Origin of the sequence: Phenylobacterium sp. (genome assembly GCF_030693405.1) — a bacterium.
In the GTDB taxonomy this organism is placed as follows: domain Bacteria; phylum Pseudomonadota; class Alphaproteobacteria; order Caulobacterales; family Caulobacteraceae; genus Phenylobacterium.
This window is the reverse complement of sequence record NZ_JAUYAW010000010.1, coordinates 214767-240092: the sequence shown is the minus strand read 5'-3', so window position 1 is coordinate 240092 and position 25326 is coordinate 214767. Positions and strand designations below refer to the sequence as shown.

26 protein-coding genes are annotated in these 25326 nt (G+C 63.9%); 18 read left to right on the top strand and 8 right to left on the bottom strand.

The window, feature by feature from the left end; all coding sequences use genetic code 11:
- Positions 1-103 precede the first annotated feature (103 nt).
- On the bottom strand, positions 104-844 hold the full coding sequence (locus Q8N19_RS02555) for a DUF2971 domain-containing protein (RefSeq protein WP_305588067.1): 741 nt from the start codon (positions 842-844) through the stop codon (positions 104-106).
- A 204-nt stretch (positions 845-1048) separates the two neighbouring features.
- On the opposite strand from Q8N19_RS02555, the gene Q8N19_RS02550 reads away from it, so the two are divergent.
- The 6 genes from Q8N19_RS02550 (at position 1049) to Q8N19_RS02525 (ending at position 8280) form a co-directional block, all read left to right on the top strand.
- On the top strand, positions 1049-2302 hold the full coding sequence (locus Q8N19_RS02550) for an ABC-three component system protein (RefSeq protein ID WP_305588066.1): 1254 nt from the start codon (positions 1049-1051) through the stop codon (positions 2300-2302).
- Between the two features lie 3 nt (positions 2303-2305).
- Entirely contained in the window at positions 2306-2815 is a 510-nt protein-coding gene (locus Q8N19_RS02545) for a three component ABC system middle component (protein ID WP_305588065.1), read from the top strand.
- Complete coding sequence (locus Q8N19_RS02540) at positions 2812-4752, top strand: DUF3732 domain-containing protein (protein ID WP_305588064.1); 1941 nt, start codon at positions 2812-2814, stop codon at positions 4750-4752. Before Q8N19_RS02545 ends, Q8N19_RS02540 begins: the two co-directional genes overlap by 4 nt.
- A 111-nt stretch (positions 4753-4863) precedes the next feature.
- Positions 4864-5943: a PIN domain-containing protein gene (locus Q8N19_RS02535; protein WP_305588063.1), complete on the top strand. Its 1080-nt coding sequence runs from the start codon at positions 4864-4866 to the stop codon at positions 5941-5943.
- Positions 5944-6049: 106 nt separating this feature from the next.
- The gene (locus Q8N19_RS02530; RefSeq protein ID WP_305588062.1) at positions 6050-6853 is read left to right on the top strand and encodes an AbiJ-NTD4 domain-containing protein; all 804 of its coding nucleotides are present in this window, start codon (positions 6050-6052) and stop codon (positions 6851-6853) included.
- A gap of 179 nt (positions 6854-7032) precedes the next feature.
- Positions 7033-8280, top strand: coding sequence for a hypothetical protein (locus Q8N19_RS02525; protein WP_305588061.1), 1248 nt, complete (start codon positions 7033-7035; stop codon positions 8278-8280).
- Between the two features lie 46 nt (positions 8281-8326).
- Here Q8N19_RS02525 and Q8N19_RS02520 read toward each other — a convergent pair whose 3' ends face one another.
- Together Q8N19_RS02520 and Q8N19_RS02515 are read right to left on the bottom strand one after the other, a co-directional pair.
- Complete coding sequence (locus Q8N19_RS02520; RefSeq protein WP_305588060.1) at positions 8327-8602, bottom strand: hypothetical protein; 276 nt, start codon at positions 8600-8602, stop codon at positions 8327-8329.
- Positions 8603-8752: 150 nt separating this feature from the next.
- The gene (locus Q8N19_RS02515) at positions 8753-9292 is read right to left on the bottom strand and encodes a hypothetical protein (RefSeq protein WP_305588059.1); all 540 of its coding nucleotides are present in this window, start codon (positions 9290-9292) and stop codon (positions 8753-8755) included.
- Positions 9293-9512: 220 nt separating this feature from the next.
- Between Q8N19_RS02515 and Q8N19_RS02510 the strand changes: the two genes are divergently transcribed.
- From Q8N19_RS02510 to Q8N19_RS02485, 6 genes are all read left to right on the top strand, one after another.
- On the top strand, positions 9513-10217 hold the full coding sequence (locus Q8N19_RS02510) for a hypothetical protein (protein WP_305588058.1): 705 nt from the start codon (positions 9513-9515) through the stop codon (positions 10215-10217).
- A gap of 3 nt (positions 10218-10220) precedes the next feature.
- On the top strand, positions 10221-10481 hold the full coding sequence (locus Q8N19_RS02505) for a hypothetical protein (protein WP_305588057.1): 261 nt from the start codon (positions 10221-10223) through the stop codon (positions 10479-10481).
- A complete protein-coding gene (locus tag Q8N19_RS02500) occupies positions 10471-11589 on the top strand; it encodes a tyrosine-type recombinase/integrase (protein ID WP_305588056.1) in 1119 nt (372 codons plus the stop codon). Before Q8N19_RS02505 ends, Q8N19_RS02500 begins: the two co-directional genes overlap by 11 nt.
- Before the next feature lie 234 nt (positions 11590-11823).
- Positions 11824-13197 (top strand): integrase arm-type DNA-binding domain-containing protein, encoded by a 1374-nt coding sequence (locus tag Q8N19_RS02495; protein WP_305588055.1) that lies wholly within the window; start codon positions 11824-11826, stop codon positions 13195-13197.
- A gap of 140 nt (positions 13198-13337) precedes the next feature.
- A complete protein-coding gene (locus Q8N19_RS02490; RefSeq protein WP_305588054.1) occupies positions 13338-13991 on the top strand; it encodes an AAA family ATPase in 654 nt (217 codons plus the stop codon).
- Positions 13988-14245 (top strand): ribbon-helix-helix domain-containing protein, encoded by a 258-nt coding sequence (locus tag Q8N19_RS02485; protein WP_305588053.1) that lies wholly within the window; start codon positions 13988-13990, stop codon positions 14243-14245. The genes Q8N19_RS02490 and Q8N19_RS02485 overlap by 4 nt, the downstream gene beginning before the upstream one ends.
- Positions 14246-14276: 31 nt before the next feature.
- Here the strand turns inward: Q8N19_RS02485 and Q8N19_RS02480 are convergent, their stop codons facing one another.
- A complete protein-coding gene (locus Q8N19_RS02480; RefSeq protein ID WP_305588052.1) occupies positions 14277-14543 on the bottom strand; it encodes an AlpA family transcriptional regulator in 267 nt (88 codons plus the stop codon).
- Between the two features lie 444 nt (positions 14544-14987).
- Between Q8N19_RS02480 and Q8N19_RS02475 the strand changes: the two genes are divergently transcribed.
- Positions 14988-15218: an XRE family transcriptional regulator gene (locus Q8N19_RS02475; protein WP_257815253.1), complete on the top strand. Its 231-nt coding sequence runs from the start codon at positions 14988-14990 to the stop codon at positions 15216-15218.
- A 1-nt stretch (position 15219) separates the two neighbouring features.
- The gene (locus tag Q8N19_RS02470; protein ID WP_305588051.1) at positions 15220-16461 is read left to right on the top strand and encodes a type II toxin-antitoxin system HipA family toxin; all 1242 of its coding nucleotides are present in this window, start codon (positions 15220-15222) and stop codon (positions 16459-16461) included.
- 29 nt (positions 16462-16490) lie between these two features.
- On the opposite strand, the gene Q8N19_RS02465 is transcribed toward Q8N19_RS02470, so the two are convergent.
- Together Q8N19_RS02465 and Q8N19_RS02460 are read right to left on the bottom strand one after the other, a co-directional pair.
- Complete coding sequence (locus tag Q8N19_RS02465) at positions 16491-17522, bottom strand: relaxase/mobilization nuclease domain-containing protein (protein ID WP_305588050.1); 1032 nt, start codon at positions 17520-17522, stop codon at positions 16491-16493.
- Positions 17519-18034, bottom strand: coding sequence for a MobC family plasmid mobilization relaxosome protein (locus tag Q8N19_RS02460; RefSeq protein ID WP_305588049.1), 516 nt, complete (start codon positions 18032-18034; stop codon positions 17519-17521). Before Q8N19_RS02460 ends, Q8N19_RS02465 begins: the two co-directional genes overlap by 4 nt.
- A 199-nt stretch (positions 18035-18233) precedes the next feature.
- Between Q8N19_RS02460 and Q8N19_RS02455 the strand changes: the two genes are divergently transcribed.
- On the top strand, positions 18234-20009 hold the full coding sequence (locus Q8N19_RS02455; RefSeq protein WP_305588048.1) for an SIR2 family protein: 1776 nt from the start codon (positions 18234-18236) through the stop codon (positions 20007-20009).
- Between the two features lie 41 nt (positions 20010-20050).
- Complete coding sequence (locus tag Q8N19_RS02450; RefSeq protein ID WP_305588047.1) at positions 20051-21157, top strand: DUF3800 domain-containing protein; 1107 nt, start codon at positions 20051-20053, stop codon at positions 21155-21157.
- Between the two features lie 65 nt (positions 21158-21222).
- Here Q8N19_RS02450 and Q8N19_RS02445 read toward each other — a convergent pair whose 3' ends face one another.
- Positions 21223-22710, bottom strand: coding sequence for a hypothetical protein (locus Q8N19_RS02445; protein WP_305588046.1), 1488 nt, complete (start codon positions 22708-22710; stop codon positions 21223-21225).
- 40 nt (positions 22711-22750) lie between these two features.
- Between Q8N19_RS02445 and Q8N19_RS02440 the strand changes: the two genes are divergently transcribed.
- Together Q8N19_RS02440 and Q8N19_RS02435 are read left to right on the top strand one after the other, a co-directional pair.
- Positions 22751-23350: a hypothetical protein gene (locus Q8N19_RS02440; protein WP_305588045.1), complete on the top strand. Its 600-nt coding sequence runs from the start codon at positions 22751-22753 to the stop codon at positions 23348-23350.
- Positions 23351-23400: 50 nt separating this feature from the next.
- Complete coding sequence (locus tag Q8N19_RS02435) at positions 23401-24579, top strand: DUF3644 domain-containing protein (RefSeq protein ID WP_305588044.1); 1179 nt, start codon at positions 23401-23403, stop codon at positions 24577-24579.
- A 21-nt stretch (positions 24580-24600) separates the two neighbouring features.
- Here Q8N19_RS02435 and Q8N19_RS02430 read toward each other — a convergent pair whose 3' ends face one another.
- Positions 24601-25215, bottom strand: a complete 615-nt coding sequence (locus Q8N19_RS02430; RefSeq protein WP_305588043.1) for a GIY-YIG nuclease family protein — start codon at positions 25213-25215, stop codon at positions 24601-24603.
- Positions 25216-25326 lie beyond the last annotated feature (111 nt).

Below are 25326 nucleotides of genomic sequence, written 5' to 3'. Positions count from 1 at the left end.
CTGCGGCGGCGCTCCGGACCGGTGATCAAACTGACATGGGCCATGCTGTGCAGCTACGAGCGCTCTTAAGGACGTCCTTACGAGCACAGCATCGCCATCCACCTCACCCCGACAAGGCGGCCCCCACCGGAGGCTCACGATTGTCCTGAACGCCTCGTTCGCCAATGAGGCGCCACTCGCTTTCGTACTTCCAGTCTGGGGCCTTGCGCAGGAGGACGGCTTCATCGACTCGCACTCGTGCACGATTCCCGCCGAGCAGCATCTTTTGCACGAGGCTCGCCTGCACCACAGGAGAGCCGCCGTAGCGCACCTTGTGGAGAGCTGCCCCCTCAGGTACGCCGTAACCGATGCAGATACCGTTGTGTTGGTCACCGTAGTGACTCCACATCAACGGGCAGTCGGGGCGTTCGCCTAGAGAGACGATCCCCGTATCATACCGCTGCAAAAGCTCGGCTTCGACCTCGCGGCCCAAGAGGAACTGCAGAGGCTCGTCGACGGGAAGATCAGGGTTCGTAGCGTTGTAACGGATGTCCTCCATCCGCCGAGTGAACGCCAATTGGCACTGACGGGTGATGTGGTCGACCGTCTTCGGTCCCTTGTATCGAATCGTCTTGGCCGCGGCGGTCAACTCCGCCTCGACTCGCTGCACCATCAGCCGTTGGAGGACATCTTCGAGCGCTCCGGCGTCGATGTCAGTATCCAGGCGAGGCTTGGCGTCTAGCGGATCGTTGAAGGTGCTGGGATCTGCGAAATAGAGCGTGTCCTCAACGAGCATTTCCAGACTGAGGTGGGTGAACGCGCGGTATTTGTAGATCCGCTTTGGGTGATTGCTGAGCTTCGCCATGGCCTCCCCTACTCCAAATGGCTAAATCCCGTCGAACTTGCAGATCGATCCGACGCGGGCCAGCGACGAGCATGAACCTCGCCTTCTGGTTTGGATCGCCAGACGCCCTTGCGGCTCCCAACTCACCGTGAAGACATGAGAAATAACGAACGAAAACTCAACCTTGATGATCGAATCGCGGAATGGTCGTCCTAAGATTGCTGAATGTGGAAAAATGGTGAAGCTTGCCAGTTCAGAGGTATTCGCTTGTCCGCTAAAATGACCAACTTCAGCTCTGCACCGTCCGCTGCCGGGTACCTCTATCAGGCGCGCCTCGCGCTGGCCCTTTGCCTAAAATACGTGAACGTCGACTCGAGTGTAGAGGTGGGCATCGAGCGCCTGGATGACGTCTCGTTCGAGTCGAGTGGCACTGCGCTGGAATTGCTGCAGGCCAAGCATCACATCGACCGCGTAGCCAGCCTCTCCGACAAAAGCGTCGATCTCTGGAAGACTATCCGCATTTGGAGCGAGGCTGCGGCTAGCGACCCGACCCTGCCCGCGAGGACTCGTCTGGCTCTGGTGACGACAGGCTCGGCGCCCGAAGGTGGCGCCGCGTCGATGTTGCGCCCTTCCGGGTCCTCCGCCATGGGCCACGCCCGTGACCCGAAATCCGCGGCATCGCTCCTCGTGGCCGTGGCGGAAGCCGGCGGCAATCAAGAGCTGAAGGCCGCATACGCCGCCTTCTTGGCGCTCAGCCCGACCATGCGCATCTCCTTGCTGAGCACGGTCGAAGTGCTGGATGACCAACCGCTACTGAACGACCTAGGCGAAGTAATCGAAACCGAGCTGCGGCTGATCGCCCCGCGCGGTAAAGCTTCTCTCGCCCGGGAACAGCTGGAGGGATGGTGGTGGCCGAAGGTCTGCCTTGCCCTCATGCAGGACCCCGTCCCGCCGATCTCCGTGCTGGAGATCGAGGCTAAGCTCGACGACATCCGAGATGGATTGAAGCGCGACGCCCTAGTCGCCGATCAAGAGCACGTCGATCCGCCGGCCGACGAGATCGCCGACTATGAGGGCCGGCCATTCGTCCGGCAACTGAAGATCGTCGGCATCGGCGGCAATCGGATCGAGTATGCAAAACGCGACTACTACCGCGCGTTCACTCAGCGCTCGAAATGGGTTCGCAAACACCTCGTGTTCGACGGTGAGATCGCGAAATACGAGGTCACGCTGATCGAGGAATGGCAGCCCCGTTTCCAACAGATGCGCGACAAGGTCGCTGGCGACCAGGGCACCGGTCTTTCGCTACGACAAGCGGGACAGGCACTCTATGCTTGGGTCGAAGCCGACGCCCGTTTCCCGTTCCGGTCGGTAGCCCATCGCTTTCTGACCGTGGGCTCCTACCACATGCTGGCCAACGATTTTCGGGTCGGCTGGCACCCAGATTACGAAACGGCTTGTGCCGAAGAGGATGCCTAAGCAGTGGCGTCGCGATGGAGCCTGTCCTGGCGCGAGCGGCCGGCCGAGGAAGCTGCGCTGCTCAATCCTGCCTTCTGCGGCGAGCTGATTGCCCGCGCCACAAAGGACTACCAGCGCCTACGTGGAAATGCTTTTCCGCTCCCGTTGAGCTTCGTCGTGCTTCCTCTGATCCTACATGCACCCACGCTCGCGGCCCTGCCTGGTCGAGCAGACACGACGTTCGCGACCTGGTCTGCCGAGAATGAAGCCCTCTTGGCTGACCTCCCGGAGCGCACATTGCGGCTGAGGCCAATTAGCCGAGAGGCCTTGCTGTTCTTGGCTCAACATAGCGCCCTGACACTCGGCGCGGACGGCCTCCGAACCGGTGAAAAACCTCTGAAACTCGCCGCAAAGCCTGCCGCAAGCACTCGTGACGTCGACGACATTCGACGAGCGGCTGCGTTGCTGGGCCGATGGTTCGCTAACCAGGGCGCACCGGTCCAGATCCTCCAGACGATGGGCGTTACACCGTGACCCTGCAGCTACGAGCTCTCGCGATCTATTCCCACACCGGCGAGCGTAGGGAGGTGGAGTTCGTGCTTGGGCGATTGAACATCGTCACTGGAGCCTCCAAGACCGGCAAGTCGGCACTGCTGGATATCGTCGACTACTGCTGGGGCCGCAGCGAATGCACGATTCCCGAGGGCGAAATCCGACGTGGCGTGTCGTGGTTCGCGATCCTCCTCGACCGTGACGGCGAGGGCATCCTGATCGCGCGTCGCAACCCAGGCCCGGCGGGCAAGGCCAGCGAAGACATCTTCTTCGAGCGCGGAGTGGCCGGCTTCCCAGAAAACCCTGAGGCCTTCGCCAAGAATGTCACTGCTGACGGCCTACGAAGGCAGCTGTCGATTGTGCTTGGAATCTCCGAAAACAAGCACGTCCCGGAACCTGGGGCGACACGGCTCCCCCTTGAGGCTTCAGCAAGTCAGGCCATCTTCTTCTGCCTCCAAGCGCAGGATGAGATCGCCAACCGGCGCCTCCTATTTCACCGCCAGGGCGAGCAGTTCATCCCCTCTCATATCAAGGACACCCTTCCGTACTTTGTTGGGGCGATGGGTGAAGATCACTACCTGCAGCGTATGCGCTACGACGAGGCGCGCGCACGCCTGCGCAAACTCGAGCGCGACTTTGCTGAGGCCCGCTCTCTGGCTAACGAGGCGTCTGGCACCGCTCAGGCCCTGGTGCAGGAAGCAAAACGCGTCGGACTGTTGCCGCCTGAAGCTTTTGCTGAATCGCCCGCCGACTTGCGCGCGCTCCTAGCGACGGCCGCGGCGCCGCGCGAGCTGGCCTACGCCCGCAACGATGATCCGGCGACCGATCTGACGGACTTGGAAAACCGCCGCCGCCGTCTGCGTGGAGACATGCAGGAGGTTCGTGACGAGATCGCCGACGTGCAGCGTCTCGAGCGCGAAGCGTCAGAGTTTCAAGTTGAGGCGCGAGAACAGGAAGCGCGGCTGGCGTCGATCGGCCTACTCTCCGACGACAGCGGCGATGCTGAGACCTGTCCCCTCTGCGACAGCCATCTTAATACAGCCATTCCGTCAGTCACTGACGTCCGAAGATCCCTGACTGCCCTTGAGGGTCAGCTGAAGTCGGTTCGACGCGATAATCCGCGACTGCAGGCCCGCCAAGCTGACCTCGAGGCGCGCCGGAACGCGTTGGACGAGCAGCTTCGCACCGTCCAGACCGATATCCTTGCTCGCATTTCTGAAAACGAGCGGCTTCGGATCGAACAAGACCAATTCACTGAGCAGGCTCGAACCGCTGGTAGGATTGGCTACTACTTAGAAAACGCCCGCACGGTTTCCTCCGACGAGGGGATTCGCCTGGCCATCGCCAGAGCGCGGGCCGAGGTCTCCGAGCTCGAACAGCTATTGGACCAAGAGGCGCTGGAGGAACGTCTGCTGACGGCCTTGAACCTAGTCGGCCGTGACCTCACTAAATATGCGCGCAAGCTCGACCTTGAGCACGGCGAGAACGCCCTTCGTCTCGACAGGAAGAATCTCACAGTTGTCGCCGACACCCTCGACGGCCCACTGTCGTTGCCTCAGATTGGCAGCGGGGAGAATTGGGTCGGCTACCACATTGCCGCCCACTTGGCTTTGCACGGGCTCTTCCGTGCCCGCAATCGCCCTGTGCCTGCCTTCCTGATGTTGGATCAACCCTCGCAGGTGCACTACCCGCCGGAGCGCGATGTTGGAGAGATCGACGGCAAGAGCGATGAGGACCAGGCGGCCGTGGCCAGGCTCTACCGGCTGCTCTTCGACTACTGCGAAGAACACTTCCCCTGCATGCAGATCATTGTCATGGATCACGTCGAGCTGCTTGAAGACTGGTTCCGCGACTCAACCGTTCAAAGATGGCGCGACAACATCAAGTTGGTGCCTGTAAGCTGGTTGAATCGAGGGTGATCGAGGCGGTTACATCGGCGCGATCAGCCCCACCTCTTACTGCAGCGAAGTCGCCAAACGTCGGCTAGAAGGACCCTTGTGCCAGCGCGAACGATAGACGAAATCAAGCAAATGATCGCTGCCGACGAGTTCGCCGGCGTCACGATAGATACAAGCGTTTTCGACCAATACGGCTGCAACCTTCGGTTCCGCACGCTGCTGGCCCTAAAGCAATTTCGCGACACCGGGATTAGCGTCGTCCTATCGACGATCACGATGTCAGAGGTGAAAGCGCACCTCAGGGAGTCGTTCGAAGAGGCCGCGACAAAACTCAAACAAGCGCTGAACCAGTATGATCGGACCTGGCAGCTAAACCTCGACAAGGCAAAGGTCGGGGCCGACCTGGGTGTGGACGAGGATCCGGCGATCAAGGCTGCGACCATGATCGATGAGTTCATGGGCGCCACCGGCGCCACGCTGTTGCCGATACCCCAAGGCGTGGCGATCCAGCAGGTGGTGGATCTCTACTTCGGCGGCCAGCCTCCGTTCGCAGCGAAAGGTGACAAGAAGAGCGAGTTCCCCGACGCCATCGCCCTCTTATCGCTGGAGGCTTGGGCGGGTGCAAACGGTGCCGTGCTGGCCGTCAGCCGAGACGGAGACTGGCAGCGGTACGCGGAGGGATCGGTCAACCTCGTCTGCGTTGACGACCTCCCCGCAGCGTTGGCGCTCTTCAACGACGCAGACCGGGTGATCGGCGCGCGGATCGCCACAGATCTGCGCGAAGGCCGATCACCGCAATTGAAGGCCTGCGTCGAAAGTGCGCTGGAGCGTTTCGTCGAAGAGTTCGATATCGAGGCGAATGGTGCCGACTACTACGAGGCCGAGCCTGAAGGCGCGACGGTCACCCAATGGTCGGTTTCACAAGGCGCGGTGAACGTGGTGTCGGCCGACGCCGACACCTTGACAGTGGTCGTCAGGATCGAAGCCGAGGTCGAATTCCACGCGGGTTTCCGCTTTTCTCATTGGGATAGCATCGACCGCGAGTACATTCGTCTCCCCGGCAGCACGGCCTCGACTATCGACAAGGTCGCCCTCGAAGTCGCCATCACGATCTACAAGGATGACCTGGACGATCCCGCGCCTCACGAAGTGTCGATTGAAAGCTCAGGACTGACGGCTGATTTCGGATATGTCGAACCCGATTGGGGTTAAGTGACGCCAGGTGGCGTCGGCCCCCTCATGGATCGACGTCACGCCCTTGGGGGCCTTGAAAGGCAGACGCCTGTCGTCGAAGTTCGGAGCCAAGCTAGGATTTCGCATGGATAGGCCGAACTCCTTTTCAGATCGCTTCGGGTATCGACCGCCTGACGCCGAGATCATCATCCGTGAGGACGCGCCCGAGATGGTGCGCGACGGTATTCTGATGCTTGGTTATGCCTGCGGGGTAGGTCCTAATGGTATGCGCGACGCCCTCTGCGAAGTGCTGTTGAAGCGACCCGACCCCAACAATTGGTCGCCTGGGAACGTCGAGAATGAAGTCTCGCGGCTGATAGATGGGGCACCCTGGTACAAGGTCTACGACATCGCAGAGCGCCTCTACAGGGCCGTTGGCGAAGGTGACTACACAGCCAGTAAGGGCCCCGAATTTGAGCGGCGACTGAACCTGCTCTTCAACGAGCACGGTGTAGGCTGGCAGATGAAGGGCGGTTTGATCGTTGCGCGCGGCTCCGAGCCCTTTGAATTGGCGACGCGAGACGCCGCCCAGGTCATTCGGGACGCGGGAACGCCAACGGCGGCCAACGAGCTCCATGAAGCCCTCCGGGACATTTCCCGCCGTCCGACCGCCGATGTGACAGGCGCGATCCAGCACGCGATGGCGGCGCTTGAATGTGTCGCGCGAGAAGTCGATGGCAGCACCGACACGCTCGGAAAAATCATTGGCCGGCTCAGCTTCCCTCCCCCGCTTGATACAGCGCTCCATAAGCTGTGGGGGTTCGCGTCAGAACAGGGCCGACATATCCAAGAGGGGCGCGAGCCACATTTCGAAGAGGCCGAGCTCGTCGTCACCGTGGCTTCAGCGGTGAGCGTCTACCTGCTGCGCGCCGCGGGCCGGGCGACCTAGCCTTGGCCAAAGAGTCAGGAGGTCGACTAAAGAAGCCCCTGGTGACGCCCGCCCCGGGAGACGCATGCCCATGCGGATCGGGCGGGTCGTTCTCCCTCTGCTGCGAACCCCACCTGCCGGGCTTTAACACTACGTGGGCGCTTCGGAAAGCTCTGGAAGCGCGCGACCTGGACGCTGCGATGATCGCTGCCAGGGCGGACGTCACCCAGTATGTCATCTGGCACCGGACGAATACCGAACCCCTCGTCCGCATGGGTCATCCGGTCGGAGCCGAGATGCTGGATATTGACGTCAAGGCGCTCGCCTCGGCCGTCGATGAGCTTGTCCATCTGCATTGGTTATCGGACCAAACGGGCGAGCTGATGCGGGTTCTCGAACGCCTTCGCACGGCAATTCGATCGCCGGCCTGGAATCGAAAGATTACCTTCTTCCAGGTGAAGACGGAGGAGGTGCCTAACGAAAACCCGGAGGCTGCACGGCGAGAATTCGCCAAACTCATGCCGATCACCGATCATGAAGACGACGTCGAGATCCTCCAGACGTGCATCAGCCTCTATGGCTCGACGCTCTCGTTCTCCAAAATGATCGCTGTTTGCGACCATATCCTGAGGCTCAGCGACGACCTCTCGGTGCAGATGCAGTACACGTCCGTGAAGGCGGGCCGATATCTGCTTGTCGACGACATCCAGCAAGCTGGGTTGCTGTTCGACCAAGTCGCCACGATGGCGCGCGAAGCGCGCGATGTCGGCGAGCTCAATCCCTACGAGGAATGGCTCTTTGCCGTCACCCTTTCGCACCTGGGCCTTTTGAAGCGCCAACCCGAGCTGCTGGACGAGGCGATCGCGCTCGTAAACCGTCAGCTGGCGGTGCCTAACTGGAAGCCCGCTGGCCTGGAGCGACTCAATAGGCTGATCGGCGATTGTCACAGGTATGCTCACCGCTGGGCGGACTCTGAGGCGGCGTATCGGACTGCCCTCGCGGCGGTGGAGACACCAGCAGCGAGGATTTTCTTGGCTGAGGCTGTTCTCAACCAAGGACGCCCGACCGACGCGGCCGCAATCATCGACGCCGTTCAGAATGAAGCGCTCGAACGGGAAGAATACGAGGACTACGTCTTCGGTTTTACGGCGATTGCCGTCGAGACCGGCGATCGGAACCGCATGCAGCAAGCGGCCCGAAAGCTGGAAGGCTTCGAATCGACAGCGCCGTATTTCGAGAAGCGACGCCTACTTCTCCTGCTCCGCGCGAAGCAGGTGATCGAACTTGGGCGCACGCCGAAGAACATCCGTTCGATCCGGCGTCTCGTCGCCGCGACAGCGCGATCGATCAACCGTTACGCCATCCTAGAGCCCAACTGGAACGGCCTGGGCGTGAACATAAACAAGGCGCTCGATGACCTGGCGGACCGGCTCGATCCACCGACGTAGCAGAGTCGCATCGCTCTCAAACCCCTTAGAGAACCGAGCTTAGGCATCAAGCTGGCAGGCGGCGCTTCTTCCCTAGCCCCGCAGAGAGCCGCCAGAGACAGACTTCGTGCACCATGGCGTCGGCCTGGGAGGCGGGATAGCCAGCGCGTCGGAGTTCATCTCGGGCGCGGATCCCATCGAACGCCTCCTCTCTGCTGCGCTTGACGATCACCGCGAAGGCGTAGGCTTCCGACGTCGAAAGCCCGCTGGCCGCGAGCCGGTTGGCGGACGCCTCCACATCGGCGAGATCGTTGGGGCCGGGATACGGGGTTCTTGAGGTCATCACATTCTGCCTGGACTGAGTGAGTTGGGAGTGGGGGGATTTCGTTTGTCAGATCGATCTGCGCGCCCGGCATGGGGCGGGTTGCTGCGCTTGCCTCACAGCCAACTCAGGGCCGCACCGCTCGCGCTGCGATTATCGGGTTGAACTAAGCTAGCCGCAGTGATGGTTGGCCATCCGGGGAAATAGCGCCTCGGGCCACTGACCGGGTGAGATCACTTGTTGCCGGCGCCCTTCCTTCACGCCCAGACGCCAGGGCCCGATCCTCAGGATGTTGAGGCGGCGAAACCCAGGCTCGGTGGGTTCAGGCGGCCGGGGCCGCTGACCGTAGTAGATCCAGAGCTTCTGGGCTTCCTCGCCGACCCTGCCCAGCTTGAGGAGCGACTCATGACGCCAGCGGCTGTCGATCTCGAAGATGATCGGCGGCTGACCACCGCACCGCGTCCATGCGACGTCAAAGCGCCCGGTCTGCACGTACCTGCGGTAGCCGGTGGCCACCTCAATGGCTGAACCATAGCCGAGACGGCTGCCGAGCTCGGCCAGACGGCGCTGCAGCGTATTGTGTCGCTGGAGCTTCGAAATGCCGTCCGGCAGCGGCCGGGTCAGTTCCTGATCGATCAGGTGAACGAGATCGGCGTCAAGGCGCCAGCCGGACTCATAGGCCGGCCAGAAGCAGGGAGGAGATGCGCCCATGGGGATGGACCTTTCTTGAGAGCTAACGTCGCTCTCCCCTCCCCTTCCTCTCTTCTTTCGATCTGCGGCTCGGGGTTCTCGTTTAGGCTTCCCGGGGGCCGCTACCCGCGGAAAGGGACGAGCCCTCTTCAGTGGGGCTTGCGCCAACGACATAACTATATATTGGCATGATATGCAGTTATGCGTTGACAGTCATATCGGCATGTCCTACCGATATGGAATGGCGAAGCTCTCCGATCTTGTCCGAACAGTGGCCGACCTCACCGGCGCTCCGCTTTCGAGCGTGACTGTCGTCGGGCGCGTGCTGCGTGAAGCTGGGTTTGTCGCAAGCAAGGGACGAGGTCGTGGCGGGGCCAATATGGGCAGTAGAGATACAGCTCACCTGCTGCTGGGTGTTATTACGCTCGGCGACACGACAAAGGCGGCCGAGATCGTTGCGGGTCTACAGGCGGCGCTTGCGCGAGGCGCCAGAGCGCGCATTGGCAACACTAGTCAATATTTTACAGGGGACGAAGCGTATTATTACTTTCCCCGTATCGCAAATGGGTCCGTAGTTGACGCTCTGGAAGACATACTAAGTCGACTGCGCCCAAGCGACGAATTAAAATCGAGAACTAGCATCTTCGAATACGATGTTGCGCGTGATGGCGAACCAAATTGGAGATTGTGTGTTGATGGACAGACACCACATAGCCTCGCGATAAAAGCTAGCAACATGGGATCTTGGCAAATTACACTCGCCATAGATTTCGAAAACAGTGCAGCCCTTGATTTGGATTTTAGCGTGGGGGAGCCAGTGGCGTACCTGCCTGGCGGCAAACCCCGCATGCTTCAAATGAACGTCATGCACGCGCCGATTATCGAGGGCGTGGTCAGGTGCATTCGTGACGAGCCGCCACGCCAGTGGCCTGAGAGCGAGGGCTGAGGCATGGAAAAACGTGCTGACCAACTCGGCCACCTCATCAAGCCACGCGGCCTGACCGAAGCAGAGGCCGCAGAGTATGTGGGCCTGACGATCCGTTCACTGAGGATAGCTCTCCGGGAGGGGCAGTACTCGCCCCCAAGCCTCCCTCGCGGGCGCTTCGACCGGAAGCTGCTTGAGCAGGAGATGGACCGGCACAGCGGCCTGTCCAACAGCCAACCAGAGGACGCCCTGGCCGCTTGGGAGCGCCGTCGCGATGCGCGTTAGGCTGAAAGGCATCAACCGGGTCAAGAAGACCCTGAGCACTGGCGAGGTGCGCTACTACTATTATCATCGCGCCACCAACCGTCCCTTGGTCGGCGAGCCAGGGTCAGATACCTTCGTCGCGTCCTACGCCGAGGCCGAGACCTGGGCCCGCGAACGACATACCCGCGGCACCTTCCTCAGCCTGACTCGCGCCTACACGCAGTCCCCAGAGTTCCGGAAGACCCTGGCCGAGAGGACGCAGAAGGAATACCTGCGGCTGCTCAGGGCGGCGGAGGCGGAGTTCGGTGATATGCCGGTTGCCGCGCTCAACAATCCTCGGGTGCGTTCTCACTTCATGGCGTGGCGGGCGGCGGTGGCCGACAAGTCCGGCTTGCGGGAGGCCGACAACAGGCTGTCCGCGGCCTCGTCTATGCTCAGCTGGGCGTTCGACAATGGCCGCATAGAAGCCAACCATGTGAAGGGCTTCAAGCGGCTCTACCACTCCAACCGGTCCGACGTGATCTGGCTGCCCGAGCACATCGAGGCCTTTATGGCCGCGGCGCCCATCGAGATGCAGCGAGCGCTTATCCTGGCGCTCCACACCGGCCTTAGGCAGGGCGACATCCGGCGCCTCTGCTGGTCCAATTACGATGGCGCGCGCCTGACCCTGCGCATCGGCAAGAACCAGCGCAACGGACGCGAGGCGCCCCTGATCTCCATCCCCTGCACGGCGACTCTCCGGCAGATGCTCGATGGCATGGAGCGGCGCAGCGCTCTGATCCTCACGACCAAGGAAGGCAAGCGCTTCACGCCGCGCTATTTCGGTCACCAGTGGGACGCAGCCATGAAGGCCGCAAAGCTCGGCGCCACGGAGCTGCGCTTCCATGATCTCCGGGGGACAGCGGTCACGATGCTGGCGGAAGCCGGCTGCTCGGTTCCGCAGATCGCCTCGATCACCCAGCACTCATTGGCGACGGCGACCCGGATTCTGGAGACCTACCTGGCGCCGACTCGGCATCTGGCGACCCAGGCGATCGCTCAATTTGAGAACGCAGCGGCAACAGAATTTGCAAACCGGCTGCAAACCAGGGCCGAAAACGCCCCTGCCAAGGCCCAGCAGAAAGGCTGAAACACGAATGATTCCAATGGGAAGAAGTGGCGCGCCCGGAACGATTCGAACGTCCGACCCTCAGATTCGTAGTTTTTATTAGCGCCCTCGACGAGGTCCGCCGGACTCACGCTAAACTACGCCAAATCCATTGTTCTTGCTCATCTTTTTCGGAGGTGATAGGGTTTCTGAGTGGCCCGACCTTGAAACTAGGTTGGGGCAAACCCCAACCTAAACCCCAACCTAAATTCCGTCATGAGCGATCTGAAAGCCACCCTCAGCGACAAGGTCATCAGCCGCCTGCCGCTGAGCGACAAGGGCCAGTATGAGGTTCGGGACACCGAGCTCCGTGGCTTCTTCGTGCGTGTCGGCACGCGCTCGAAGGCCTTCGCGGTCATGGGCGAGCACTGGAAGGATGGCAAACGCCACGCCAAGAAGGTCACGCTTGGCAGCACTGACGAACTGACCACGCGTGACGCGCGGGCAAAGGCCAAGGACGTGCTCGGGAAGATCGCCAAGGGCGAGTATGCGGAGGAAGCCAAGAAGGCTCCCGACGCCCCGCCGACCGCCGACGTCACTCTGGGGCAGGCCTGGGCGCGCTATCGCGTGTCACACCTGGAAAGGAAGAACCGCAGCGCCGGGACGATCGCCGGTTACGCCGACCACGTCGAACGGATGCTGAAGGACTGGCTCGACAAGCCGCTGAGGGAACTGGGCGAGAACCCGGGCTTAGTCTCGCAACGCCATGACGAGTTGACGAAGAGCGCGGGGCCTTACGCGGCCAACGGCTGCATGCGGACGCTGCGGGCCATCTACAACCACGCCCGTCGGGGCGTCCGGGGACTGCCGCCGGAGAACCCGGTCATGGCCGTAGACTGGAACGAGGAGAAGCGCCGCGACGTCGCCATGGGCGCCGTAGATATCAGCGGCTGGATGACCGAGGCGGGTCGCCTCCGAAATCCCATCCGTCGCGAGTTCCACCTATTCACCGTCCTCTGCGGCAGCCGTCCGACCGCGCTGAAAATGGCGAAGGTCGAGCACCTGAACTTCAAGGATCGCGTCTTGCACATCCCTTCGCCCAAGGGCGGGGCCAAGAAGGCGTTCGACATCCCGCTGTCGCGGCCGATGATCCGCTGCCTGGTCCGGGCGATGCGCGCCGGCAGCATGCTCCATCCGGACGCGGCGAAGACCTGGATCTTCGCGGCCGACAGCGAGGAGGGCCACATCGTCGAACAGAAGGAGAGCCGCGGCACGCTCTCGAAGTGGGGCAACGACCTGCGCCACACCTACCGCACCCTCGGCCAGGCCGCCGGCCTCTCCCCCGTCGACATGCACCTGCTGATGAACCACAGCGTCAAGGGTGTGAACGAGGGCTACATCACCCGCTCCAAGCTGCTGAACGATCACCTGCGCGCGTCTCAGCAGACCCTGTCGGACTTCATCATCAAGTCCGGCACGGCGCCGCCGAAGGATGGGTCCAAGCGGGAACGGGTCTGGCCTCTGCTCGCCGCACGTCGAATTGGCGACGATCAGCTTGACCCCACCCCGCCAGACCCGCGCGAAGGCAAGCCGCTGGGTCCGCGAAAGGCCAGGACCGCCGAAGCGGTCGAGCCGGCCAAAGCCGCGTAGACAGGGCCACGTGCCCATGTGTTCGCACGTGGACACCCCGCCGATTTCTAACCGAACCTACGATATCCTTCGACGGGCACGCTGAGCCCCTGGTCCTGCTGAGCCAGCCTGTTCACATGTCCGCGTGTGCGGAGGTGAACATGCGGACCATAGCCATCGTGAGCCAGAAGGGCGGGGCGGGTAAGACGACCCTCGCGGTCAACCTCGCCACGGAAGCGGCGAGATCGAGCGTCTCGCTCATCGTCGATACCGACCCGCAGGCGACCGCCAGTCGGTGGGGCCAGTGGCGCGGCGGCGGCGACCCGGAGGTCGTCGATTGCGGCGCGCCGACCCTTCTCGCGGGCAAGCTGGCCAAGGCGGCCGACCTTGGCGCCGAGGTCGCTGTGATCGACACGCCGCCGCATGCCGACGCAATGGCGCGCCAAGCCGCGCAGCTGGCGGACCTACTCCTTATTCCCTGCCGCCCCAGGGCCTTTGACCTGGCCGCGATTGAGGCGACGGCGGAGTTGGTTCGGTCCAGTCGGAAGCCGGCTTTCGTGGTCTTCAACGCCGGCCCTCCGCGAGCTCCTCATATCTACCGGGACGCCGCCAATCTGATCGGTGGGGAGTTCGGTCTTGAGATCGCCCCCGTCGTCCTGCCCGAGCGCGCCGCATTTCATCACAGCGTCGCCGCCGGCCTGACCGCAACGGAACACGGCCTTGAGGGTAAGGCGGCAGGCGAGATACGGGAGCTTTGGGCGTGGACATGCGGACAGCTTGGCATGTCCACAGGCGCCCAGGCGGTGCCGGCATGAGCCGGTTCGACGCGATCAGAACGGAGCGGGCGAAGCCTGAACCGGTGCCCGATCCCGCTGTCACGGTCGCGCCTCAGGGCCGACCACTGGCGCGGGTCGGCAAGAAGGCGGTCGGGGGCTACTTCAGCCCCCAGCTCAGCCAAGCCCTTAACATCCTGGCCTTGGAGCAGAACGTCACGCTGCAGGCTCTGCTAGGCGAGGCGATCGACGACCTGATGCGCAAGTACGGCAAACATCCGTTTGGCGAGCGCTGACACGTCCACACGTGCGCGTGCCGACAGGTGGTCAGACGTGGTGCGCCACAGCCTCCTCATCATAGCGGCGCGCGGCGCGGACACGCCCGCCATCGGGGTCGGTCGTGGAGGTTTGGGCGCCCTGATCGGCCCAGGCTTCCAGATCGCTCAGGGCATAGACGACCCGCCCGCCGATCTTTCGGTAGCGGGGACCCGTGCCGTAGGTGCGGTGCTTTTCCAAGGTGCGGCCAGACAAGCCGAGGTGACGGCCCGCTTCGGGGGTCCGCAGGTAGCGGTTGGGAGCTCTGGATGTTTCCATGACGGCGATACCTCTGCGCAGGGAGCTCGCCCAGAGACGGACCGCTCCATCATCGACTCAGCGTAGGCGGGCGGGACTCCGGCGGGAAAGGCGTAAGCCTACCCATCTCAGCGAGCGACGGCGTGGCGGAGACGGAACCTGCGGGTTCCAAGTTCGCCCATTTCGATAAACCTTTAGGTTCCGGTTCGAGGAAACTACCGCGACCCTTCATGCACCATAATTCGTGCGTTAAGCCGGGTATTGCACGATTTATGATGCAACCGCTTGACCGTTAGGCTTGCATATAGAGATGTCGCACCATAAATCGTGCGTTATTGGGGATAGCTCCCTGTTTCTGGTGCAGCCATGAAGGCCTCTAAAGCCCAATCCGCCTTGCCGCTCTCCGTCCGCCGGGGACTTGCGAAGCTTGGCGGCGACATATCGACGGCTCGCAAGCGCCGGAACATGACCGTCGCCATCCTGGCCGAGCGGGCTTTCGTCGGCCGTAACACCATCACCCGCGTGGAGCGGGGCGACCCCGGCGTCGCCGTCGGAATCTATGCCACGGTGCTGTTCGTCCTTGGGTTGGCCGACCGGCTCAGCGCACTCGCTGACCCCGCCACCGACCAGGTTGGCCAGACCCTCGCGGAGGAGCAGCTGCCTAAGCGCGTCCGGACCAAGGCGGAGGCTCGCTGACATGGACCGCGAGATCGAAGTCCATATCGACTGGGATGGCGCGACTCGTCCAGTTGGCCGGCTATGGGCCAGGGCCAAAGGCGCTCGCCAGACTTGCTCCTTCGCCTACGATCCGGCTTGGCTAGGCCTGCCGGGAGCGTTCCCGCTTGAACCGAACCTCCCCCTAGTCCGAGGCGACGCCCACTGGGACGGCGGCCTCTTCAACGCCTTCAGCGACCCCGCGCCGGACCGCTGGGGCCGCAATCTGATGGGCCGCCGCGAACGCCACGAAGCCAAGGCGGAAGGCCGAGCGCCCCGCACCCTGCTGGAGGCGGACTTCCTTATGCTGGTCGAGGACCAGACCCGCCTCGGCGCCCTGCGTTTTCGCGATGTCGGCGCCGAAGGCTTCGCGGCAGCCGACGCCCACCCTGTCCCGCCGCTCGTCGCCTTGCCCAAATTGCTAGGGGCCGCGCGCCGGATCGTCGATGACCGCGAAACCGACGAAGACCTACGCATACTCCTGGCGCCGGGCAGTTCGCTCGGTGGCGCCCGCCCGAAGGCGTCCGTGAGGGACGCCCAGGGCGAACTCCTGATCGCCAAATTTCCGAGCCAGACGGACGACTGGCCGATCCCGACCTGGGAGTCCGTTGCTATGACGTTGGCCCGGCAGGCCGGCATCTCCGTGCCTGCGTTCCAATTGCGCCAGGTGGCCAAGCGGCCGGTGTTCATGATGTCGCGCTTCGACCGTATGGCCGATGGCGGCCGCCGGCCATTCCGCTCGGCGCTGACCGCGCTCGGCGCCGTCGACGGCGAGGTCCGAAGCTATCTGGAACTGGTCGACGTCCTGCGCCAGGACGGCGCCGACGCTCCGGGCGACGCGGCCCAGCTCTGGCGACGGATGGTGTTCAACATCCTGATCTCGAACACCGACGACCACCTACGCAACCACGGCTTCTTGCGCGAGCCCGGTGGTTGGCGCCTGTCTCCAGCCTACGACCTCAACCCCATGCCCACGGACGTGAAGCCGCGCATCCACGCTCTGGCGCTCGACGAGACTGACCAAGATGCCTCACTCGACACGGCGCTTGGAGTGGCCCCCTACTTCAGGCTCGGCAAGTCGGAGGCCTTGGCCATCGCCAAGGAGGTCGGGATCGTGGTCGCCACTTGGCGCGAAGTAGCTGGCCAGCACGGCCTGACCGCCAACCAGATCGATCGCATGGCCAGCGCCTTCGAGCATGACGACCTCGCCCGCGCCATCGCTTGAGGCCGGCAGGCTCGGAGTGGGGCGGGCTCTCACCGACCTCGCTCCTTGTCTGCCTCAGGGCCGTTCCGGCCTAATCGAGCGTTCGCCGCACGCAGCTCTCGCGCCAGGGCAAGCCGCTGGGTGTCGGGATGGGGCATGCTCCGCACGAAGGCCTCGACCTTGGCCGCCAAGGCGCGATCCGCCGGCTCCCTGGACCTTCCGAGCAACTGAGCCTGGGTCAGGTAGAGGGTGCGCACCGCCTGCTGTCGCGCCACGATCCGCTGATCCCAAGGCGTCCGGTCGGTTTGGCCCTGAAAGGCCATCGCTGCCGCTTCGCGGTAAGCCGAGCGACGCACCCGCGCCATGGGTCCACCACCCGCCTCATGTCGGTCGCGGATCTTCCGCAGCGGTGTCCGTTCGGCCTTCCGCGTCACCCCCCGTGCGCGCCGCGGCGTCGCTTCAGCCTCAACGCCACGATCACGAAGCGCTTGGGCGAACGTCTGGCGCCAATGCTCAAGGTCGGCCTTCTTCGGGTTCAGGCGCTCACCCATGTACCCACGTGAACATATGGCCAGGTGAACGTGCGGACGCGGCGTGTCAGTGTGGAGCGTGAACACGTAGTCATGCCGACCTGCGAACATGTCGGCCGCAAAGGATCGCGCAGCGTCCCGCACCACGATCTCGTTCGTGCCGGCCGGCATCGACAGGATGACCGAATGGCTGAATGGCGAGTCCTTCCGGCGAGGCTTGATGCCCAAGTCGGCGGTCGCGCTCCACTCGTCCGCCAGGTCCGCGACGTCACGGCGACTGACGAGGAGCGCGCCGTCGGGGCCCTCAAGCTCCAGCTGGCCGTTGCGCGAGATGTAGTCGAGGTGGGCTCGCAGATCGGCGCCGCCGCGGGTTCGGCCCGTGACCTTGACCATCACCTCCGGCGTGCGGGCGGCGATGCGCTCGAGTCGAGCACGCGCGCCGCCTCCGGGCGCTTGAGGAAGCCTCAGGACGGTGCGCGGTCGCACGACCCGCTGGCGAACGGGAGGACGCCAGACGTCTTCGAAGCCTTGGACCATCTGGAAGTCGGTCACGGCTCCGCCGCCCAGTAGGCCAGGTTGCCTTCGAACGCGCCGCGCAGTGTGGACATGTGCGCACGTAGTTCTGTCTGCAGGTCGGCGAGATAGGCCACCTCCAGGTCGAGAACCTTGCCCTCCAGCACTGCGGTGTTCAGGGCTCGGGCAATCTGGTTCACGTTCACCCCAATCCGTCGGACCTCGCCCTGGATGGCGAGGAGGGCGACCCCATCCGGAGGCCGGAGGCTTGGCCTGCCGTGAAGGCGGTGGCGGATGAGTGCGGCGGCCCAGCCGTTGGGCGTCAGTCCCATGGCCGCCGCCTCCCGCGCCAGGTCGGCCCCATCCTCTTCGGCCAGCCGCACCGTGAGCTTCAAGGGGCGCGTTGGGAGACGGCCCACCGGCGCCGGCGCAGCGGCCGCGACCTGATCCATGAGGCGGCGCAACGTCGGGGCTCGACCGCCCTGGCTGCCCGCAGCGGCATCAAACCGGGCGAGGAGATCGTCGCCCACCCGAATGCTGAGATTGGCCACCGGGCCACTCCACGTAGTGATCCGCCGCCGCGAAGGCTATCCTGCCCTAGACAGCAACGAACTCAGACTGGCCCCTCCCCTCGGCGGGCGCGAGGCGTAAGCCTACGCCCCCACCCGCTCGCCCGCCGGCCCTTCGGGGCCGCCCCAGCCGGGCCAGGTCCGGTATGATCGGCGGGTCCTCCGAATCAGGTCCGCCGCCATGATCGACCCTGCCACAGCCCTCGCCTTTTCCGTCTTCGAGAACCCGGGAGTCTTTGCGCTTGTGCTCGGGAGCGGCGTGTCCCGGGCGGCGGAGATCCCCACCGGCTGGGAGATCACCCTCAATCTGACCGCGCGGATCGGTGCGTTGGAAAGCGCCGGGGACCAGGCGGATTGGACGGCCTGGCACACCCAGCGGTTCGGTGAGCCCCCCAACTATTCCAAGCTGCTCGACGGCCTCTCCAGCACGCCGGACGAACGCCGGGCGATCATCCACCGGTTCATCGAGCCCACCGCCCAGGATATCGAGGAAGGCCGGAAGGTGCCGACGGCCGCCCACCGGGCAATCGCCCGCCTGGTCCGCGACGGCTACATCCGCGTGATCATCACCACCAATTTCGATCGGCTGATGGAGAACGCCCTGCGCGACGAAGGGGTCGAACCGCTCGTCATCAAGTCCGAAGATGATCTGGCCGGCGCCACGCCGCTCATCCACACGCGCTGCCTGGTGCTCAAGCTGCACGGCGATTATCTCGACACCCGCATCCGCAATACTGAGGACGAGCTGTCGGCCTATTCGCCGGCTCTGAACGCCTGCCTCGACCGCATCTTCGACGAGCACGGCCTGATCGTCGCTGGCTGGTCGGCCGACTGGGACACGGCCCTGCGGTCGGCGATCGTCAGGGCGCCCAACCGGCGATACCCCCTATTCTGGACTAGCCGGGGCGAGCTTGGCGACTTCGCCAAGGACATCGTGGCCGCCCGCAGCGGCCGGGTGATCACGGTCGACAGCGCAAACACCCTGTTTGAGCGGCTTCAGCGCGATATCGAGACGCAGGCGACCCTGCTGCGGCCAAACCCTCTGAGCGTCGAGCTCATGGTCGCGAGCGCCAAGCGCTACCTCGCCAAGCCGGAGCATCGCATCCAGCTCAGCGATCTCGTCGGGGATGCCGCCCGGCGGGCTCGCCGGTTGGTGGCAGAGGGCGACTTCGGTGTGAACGGCCGACCTGACCACGAGCAGTTTCGGCGCCGCGTACAAGGCTACGAAGCCATCCATGAGGGCCTGCTGCGCGTGCTGTACACCATGGGCCGGTGGGGCCTGGGCGAGGAGTTCGCTCTGGCGACGGAGGTCTTGAAGAGCCTAACCCAGCGGCCCGGCCAGTCCGGCTCGACCTTTTGGATTGCGATGCAGTCCTATCCCGGGATGCTGGCCCTCTACGCCTATGGAATAGGACTTCTTCGAGCAGGCCGGCTAGCGGAACTGCACCGCTGGCTCATCACGCCGCTGCGCCAACCTTACCGCGACGAGAACACAGCGGCAGTGGAGAAGCTTCTGCTGTGGGCGTTCGAGGCTCATGACGAGGAGAGCTGGCGAAGTTTCGAGGGACTGGAGCGCCATAAGACCGCCCTCAGCGAACACCTCCTGACCGTCTTCCGAGGCTGGCTGCAGGGCGAGTTTCCGAGCCGTCAGGACCTCGACGTGGCGTTCGAGACGTTCGAGACCTTCGGGTATCTCGCCCACCTCGGCTTGTCGGCCAATAAGGACGCCTTGCTTACGGCGGCGCAGTCGCAGGATCGCCGAGGCGCGGTATGGGCGCCGGTCGGTCGTATTGGGTGGAACGGCGAAGATCAGGCCGAAGTGCTCGCGGCGGTGTTTGGCGAGGAGCAACGCGCCCAGGTAGCGGCCGCCGGCTTCGGCCGGGGCGACGTCGAGTATCTGCCGCTCGCCGAAACCAATCTGAAGCTGATCTTCGGCGAGTCCCGCTGGATGCGGTGAGGCCATCGCCTTCGTTGGCCGATCCTGCCACAAACGTCGCCATGATAGACGTCGATGAGCGCAGGGAGACCATCATCGACGCCCACGGGCTTGAGAACGTCGGTCACCCCTTCACCATCCACTACGACGAGACCAACAACATCCGCCGCCTTCGCCTGACGCCCGGCGGCCTCAATGTCCGCGAGCCGCGCTGTTTCGTGCTCGGCGGTGTCGCCCATGACGGGCCGGCGCCGCCCATGGCCTTCGAGACCCTGCGCGACGTGCTGTCCCTGCAGAAGTCGGCAGTCGAGCTCAAACTTGAGCAGCTCGGCAAGGGGGACGGACTGGCGATCCTCGACGCGCCGCGCGTAGGCGCTTTCCTGGCCTGGCTGCAGGCCCAGGACGTGCTGCTGCACTACCAGGTGCTGGACCCGCTCTACTGGTCCATCGTCGACATCATCGATTCCATCGTAACCGAGCACGGCGCGGTACAGCTGATGATGATGGCGCCGGTGCTTAAGACCGATCTCTACAAGGTGCTGCGCTTCGACACGGCGAGCACCGCGGCCTGGCTGGAGAGCTATGGCTACCCGAATGTGGGCGCCGACGGGCGCGCGGCGTTCATCACCGACCTTCTGCAGCGGATTGATGATGCAGAAGGTCTCCTGCCGCCGTTTAACTACCAGATGCTCAAGGGCGTCATTCAAATCGCCCGTCGGCTCGACGCTCTCCCCTTCCTGGAGGATGAGCCTAGCAACATCCTCATTGACGGTTTCGGAGGCTTCTACCTGGAGCGGGTGACCCTCTTCAAAGACGCTTCCCACGTGCTCGACATCGAGCCGACCATCGCCGCCTATCTCGACAGCCTGCCGCTGGTGAGCCACGGCCAGCCCTTCAAGAACTACCGGTTCGCGGACTCAAAGCTCGAGCCCTGGGTGCAGGTGGCGGACGCCGTGGCCGGCCTGTTGGGCAAGGTCTTCACCTTCCTGAACGACGCCAGCGACGACGAACTTGAGGAAGCGATCGCGGCCTTGAGCCACCGTCAGCGGGACGCGCTGGAGCGCCTCTCCAACCTGCTGAACCGATCTGTCGAGACCTGCGCCGGTTTCGCTCACCACATCGTCGCCCTCGACGCCCAGCATCGGCGACAGCGGCTGCTGGGATACTGACGACCGCCGCCACCAGGGGCGAGCGCCGAGGCGCTCGCCCGCGCCGCTCACGCCTCTCACGCCGCTCAGCTGGGGTTTGCCGCTGATGCAGGTAGTCGGCCGGTCGCGGGACGTGGCCGGCCGCGGTGAAGACGAACCGTCGATCCCCCTTCAGGCACGGGTCCGCTCGAAGGATCCTTCAAAAAATCATCTAAGCGCAACGGCGGCTTGTTAGCGTCGGTGACGTAGGTCTTCGACCACAGGATAGACGTCTCGTAGACCGAGCTGCACACCCGCTCGCCGTCCTGTTCGAACCAGTGCGTCGCGTCGGGAAGCAGCGCCTTCGGCACGGGGTAGGGGGCGAACGGATTGTGGAACACCTCCATTTCGGCCGACCAGGGTTCATAACCCTGCGGCCAGAGCCGGCGATATTCGGAGCTCGCCACGTCGAGGCAGAAGGGGACGCCTTCCAGAGCCCCCGTATCGTGGTCGAAGAAGCGGCCGACACGCGTGTACCGCAGGCCCTTTGACGGCGCCCCGGCTGAGACCATCACCCGGTTCAGTTTCGAGATCGCGCAGGCGTTGGAGAAGATGACCGCCGAAAGTTCGGCGTGATCGGAGTTGGCGAACAGCCCGGCCGGAAACGCCGACGGCCCGTGCAGATGGCTCGCCGCATAGGACCGGGCGACCTTCCCGCCCGCCTCGTCCACCACCTCGGCGCCCTCGCCGTAGAGGTAGCCGATCAGCCCTTCGCGGCTCCACAGCATCGACCCGGGCGCGTGGAAGTCGGCGACCGCGAGCATGAAGGGCTTGCCCTTCACATGGGCCATCTCGTGGTAGTTCCGCTGCAATTTGCTGCCGATGGTCTTGGCGAACCGCAGGGCGGCCGGCCCGAAGAACAGGGCGTCCCGTTCCTGCGGCGGCGCGGTCCTCGGCGCGTTGACGTGGTTGTAGGGCGTCGACGGGTTGGCGGTGACGGCCTCGACCCAGGCCTCGCCGCCCAGGCGGTTCTTGATATGAAAATCCGGCGACTCCACCGGCTGGGTGACGTGCAGTCCCTGCTCGCGAAACGCCGCCAGGAGCTGCGCTTCCCACAGGCGCGTGTGGAAATTGCCAGTCTGGCAGTCCCCGGCCCAGTTCTTGTCCGGATTGGGCAGGGCCAGATAGAGCTGGTTCAGCACCCAAGCCGCATGGTGGTGCGACGGCTGACGCAGCACGTTGAACACGTCGCTCGCCGTTCGACTGCCCAGATCATGGAGCGCGGGCCGCGGCGCCGTGTTCGGCGGCAGGGGTTCCGGCTGGTCTCCGATACGCAGCACCGTCTCGAGACGGGCCTTCGCAGCGTCGAGCGAGGCGAAACCCACCTCTTCAGCGACGGTCCTCCAGACGCTGTCCACGCGCCGGCGCATGGCCAGGATGCCAAGCGAGCCATCCTCGGCGTGCTGGGTGACGACGCCACACGTCTTACCTTCGGCGTCGCCCCAGGCCCCGATCGGCGGCCGGTCGCCGAACCCGTGCCCCCGCGGCAGCGCCAGGGCGAAGATGTCGAACAAGGCCTGCGGGATCAGCTGCATGCCCCTATGTATGAAGCTTGTCGGTGAACGGGAGGGCGGGATGGATTTCGAAGTGGCCCTCAAAGCCCCGTTCCGTTGGCCCAAGGCCGGCGACAAACTCTTCCGGGTCTCGCCCGCCTGGGACGGCAACGCCGTCCTGGCCGACCATCCCCACAGCCGGATGGTACTGATGATGAGCGGCTACAAGCGCGGGGCCGACCTGATGGTTGAGCAGGCGACGGACTACCGCCCCGACCGAGATACCTTGGTGTTCCCGATCATCTTTAACTACCGGCAGTTCCTGGAGCTCTCGCTAAAGTATCTGGTGTCGACCTATGGCCGCACCGTCGATGTCGATCCGATCTGGAATTCCCACGACCTAACGAAGCTTTGGGCTCGGTTCGAGGAGGTGTTGGCCGGCTACGGTTCGGATGACGCCGACGGCGCGACGGCCGCCGTCGCCCAGATCGTCGCCGAGTTCGCTACCGTCGATCCCGGCTCCTTCTCCCACCGCTATCCGGTCGACACCAAAGGGCGGCCGATGGAGCTCACCCACGAATATCTGGACCTCGCCACCCTCGCCGACGTCATGAACGCGGTCGACGGGTTCTTCAGCGGCTGCGACGGCTACCTAGACGCCCTGCAAAGCGCGGGTCCCTGAAAGCGGTCACCCGTAGCCAAGCTTTGCTGGATCGCGTCTAGATTGCGGTCATGGCGAGGAATCCCAACAACCGGCTCGAGCGATCGGAGGTCGCGATCATCAAGGCGATGATGGCCGTGACACCCAGGAAGACCGACCAAGACATTCTGGCCTATTTCACGAGGCCGACCCGGTCGATCAATCATGGCCGGATCAAAGACATCCGCGACGGCAAAACGCACACAGGCGTGCCGGCGGCGACCGACGAAGAGTTGGCAGCGTTTCTTGAGGCTTGGCCCAACGTCGACGGCAGCGGGCTCCATTTGATCGGAGACGAGCTGTTGATCAAGGCGCGCGAAGCCATGCTTCACGCCGTGCAGGGCTTCAATAATCCGCGCGCGTTCTTCAAGTCCGAGGTGTTTATCGTCACCGCGATGATCGCCTGGACCTATCTGCTGCACGCGCATTTCAGGCGCCAGGGGGTGGACTATCGTCACAGGGACCGGCGGACCGGAGACGTGCTCAAGACCCGCCACGGCGCGGACAAGCACTGGGAGCTGGAGCACTGCTTGGGCGATGCGGCTTGTCCGTTGGACGACGCCACCAAGGCCAACCTGAAGTTCCTGATCGAGATTCGGCACGAGATCGAGCATCAGATGACCCGCCGTATAGATGACGTCATCAGCGCCAAACTTCAGGCGTGCTGCCTGAACTTCAACGCGGCGCTGAAGGCTATGTTCGGTGCGGAATACGGGCTCGACCGGGAGCTGGGCGTGGCGCTGCAATTCTCCGGCGTCGCCAAGGCGCAGCGCGATCTGCTCCTGAAGGACACGGACCTGCCCGCCCATCTGGTGGCCGCACACCTGGCCTATGAGGAGGCGTTGGCGGATGAGGTCATCAAGGACCCGAAGTACGCCTATCGCGTCGCCTATGTGGAGCGGTCGGTGAACTCAAAGGGCAAGGCTGACCTGGTGGTGGAGTTCATCCGGCCAGAGTCCGCTGAAGGCCAGGAGATCGCGAGCGTCCTTTTGAAGGAATCCGAGCGCAAGAAGTACAAGCCCAAGGACATCGTCGAGCTGATGCAGCGCGAGGGGCACCGCAACTTCAAGCTCTATGATCACCAACTACTCTGGCAGGCGGCGGACGCCAAGAATCCGGCGCACAAGTTCGGGGTTGAACTGCGGCCGGGCGACTGGTGGTGGTACGACAAATGGCTGGACCACGTTCGCGCGCGGCTTGCGCCGCAATGAGGACGGATGCGCCGCGGGCACTCAGTCTTCCGCGTCGTCCTCACCTTCCTTTGGCACGGAGGCGGCGCCCCCTGTGGCCTCGTAACGGCGTGCGGCCAGCCACTGGAGCCGTTTAGCCTGAGTCAGCAGCACCCGGCGCAATCCGCCCTTCACCTGCCGCTCCGAAATGACTTGAGCAAGCCGGGATATAATCAGGGCGCGGCGGGCAATCCGAAAGTCGGGATGCGCGCGCAGTTCGAAGACGCGATCCGAAACCACCCGCCCGCGGAACGGCTGTGGCGGCTCAACCTCGAGCGCGCCGGGCGGCGGGTCCTTCTCATTGAGAATGGCGCTGAAGCGAGACTCAGCGACCGCCTTGGCGGTGATGACGCGCTCCAGGGCGTCCAAGTGCCGTTTCGCTGCGGCGACCGCCGGCTTGTCCTTCGGATCGATTCCTTCGAACTGACAGAGGGGCCACACCTCGATCTCGAACACCTCGAAGGGGTCGAGCACGGACATCGCCACGGCGTCGGTTCGTTGATTCGTCAGATGACGCTGGACGCGCGTGCGCAGGCTCTCTTTCGTCTGGCCGACGTAGATCGGCTCGCCGTCGTAGTCGAAGAAGGCGTAAACGCCCCACTTGTAGTTCCCGACCATTGGCGCGGCCCCCGTGGGGTCGTGTGCATACGGGGCGTTTAGGAAACTCGTCAGGTTGCGGCGGAGGTCATCCGTTTCAAAAGGTGGCCGGCGGACGAAGTCGGCGTTATC

Bases quoted from the DNA above. Each gene is read 5' to 3' on its own strand.
- Q8N19_RS02555 (WP_305588067.1), bottom strand. From the start codon at position 844: ATGGCGAAGCTCAGCAATCACCCAAAGCGGATCTACAAATACCGCGCG.
- Q8N19_RS02550 (WP_305588066.1), top strand. From the start codon at position 1,049: ATGTGGAAAAATGGTGAAGCTTGCCAGTTCAGAGGTATTCGCTTGTCC.
- Q8N19_RS02535 (WP_305588063.1), top strand. From the start codon at position 4,864: ATGATCGCTGCCGACGAGTTCGCCGGCGTCACGATAGATACAAGCGTT.
- Q8N19_RS02530 (WP_305588062.1), top strand. From the start codon at position 6,050: ATGGATAGGCCGAACTCCTTTTCAGATCGCTTCGGGTATCGACCGCCT.
- Q8N19_RS02525 (WP_305588061.1), top strand. From the start codon at position 7,033: ATGATCGCTGCCAGGGCGGACGTCACCCAGTATGTCATCTGGCACCGG.
- Q8N19_RS02520 (WP_305588060.1), bottom strand. From the start codon at position 8,602: ATGACCTCAAGAACCCCGTATCCCGGCCCCAACGATCTCGCCGATGTG.
- Q8N19_RS02515 (WP_305588059.1), bottom strand. From the start codon at position 9,292: ATGGGCGCATCTCCTCCCTGCTTCTGGCCGGCCTATGAGTCCGGCTGG.
- Q8N19_RS02510 (WP_305588058.1), top strand. From the start codon at position 9,513: ATGGCGAAGCTCTCCGATCTTGTCCGAACAGTGGCCGACCTCACCGGC.
- Q8N19_RS02505 (WP_305588057.1), top strand. From the start codon at position 10,221: ATGGAAAAACGTGCTGACCAACTCGGCCACCTCATCAAGCCACGCGGC.
- Q8N19_RS02500 (WP_305588056.1), top strand. From the start codon at position 10,471: ATGCGCGTTAGGCTGAAAGGCATCAACCGGGTCAAGAAGACCCTGAGC.
- Q8N19_RS02495 (WP_305588055.1), top strand. From the start codon at position 11,824: ATGAGCGATCTGAAAGCCACCCTCAGCGACAAGGTCATCAGCCGCCTG.
- Q8N19_RS02490 (WP_305588054.1), top strand. From the start codon at position 13,338: ATGCGGACCATAGCCATCGTGAGCCAGAAGGGCGGGGCGGGTAAGACG.
- Q8N19_RS02485 (WP_305588053.1), top strand. From the start codon at position 13,988: ATGAGCCGGTTCGACGCGATCAGAACGGAGCGGGCGAAGCCTGAACCG.
- Q8N19_RS02480 (WP_305588052.1), bottom strand. From the start codon at position 14,543: ATGGAAACATCCAGAGCTCCCAACCGCTACCTGCGGACCCCCGAAGCG.
- Q8N19_RS02475 (WP_257815253.1), top strand. From the start codon at position 14,988: ATGACCGTCGCCATCCTGGCCGAGCGGGCTTTCGTCGGCCGTAACACC.
- Q8N19_RS02470 (WP_305588051.1), top strand. From the start codon at position 15,220: ATGGACCGCGAGATCGAAGTCCATATCGACTGGGATGGCGCGACTCGT.
- Q8N19_RS02455 (WP_305588048.1), top strand. From the start codon at position 18,234: ATGATCGACCCTGCCACAGCCCTCGCCTTTTCCGTCTTCGAGAACCCG.
- Q8N19_RS02450 (WP_305588047.1), top strand. From the start codon at position 20,051: ATGATAGACGTCGATGAGCGCAGGGAGACCATCATCGACGCCCACGGG.
- Q8N19_RS02445 (WP_305588046.1), bottom strand. From the start codon at position 22,710: ATGCAGCTGATCCCGCAGGCCTTGTTCGACATCTTCGCCCTGGCGCTG.
- Q8N19_RS02440 (WP_305588045.1), top strand. From the start codon at position 22,751: ATGGATTTCGAAGTGGCCCTCAAAGCCCCGTTCCGTTGGCCCAAGGCC.
- Q8N19_RS02435 (WP_305588044.1), top strand. From the start codon at position 23,401: ATGGCGAGGAATCCCAACAACCGGCTCGAGCGATCGGAGGTCGCGATC.
- Q8N19_RS02430 (WP_305588043.1), bottom strand. From the start codon at position 25,215: ATGGTCGGGAACTACAAGTGGGGCGTTTACGCCTTCTTCGACTACGAC.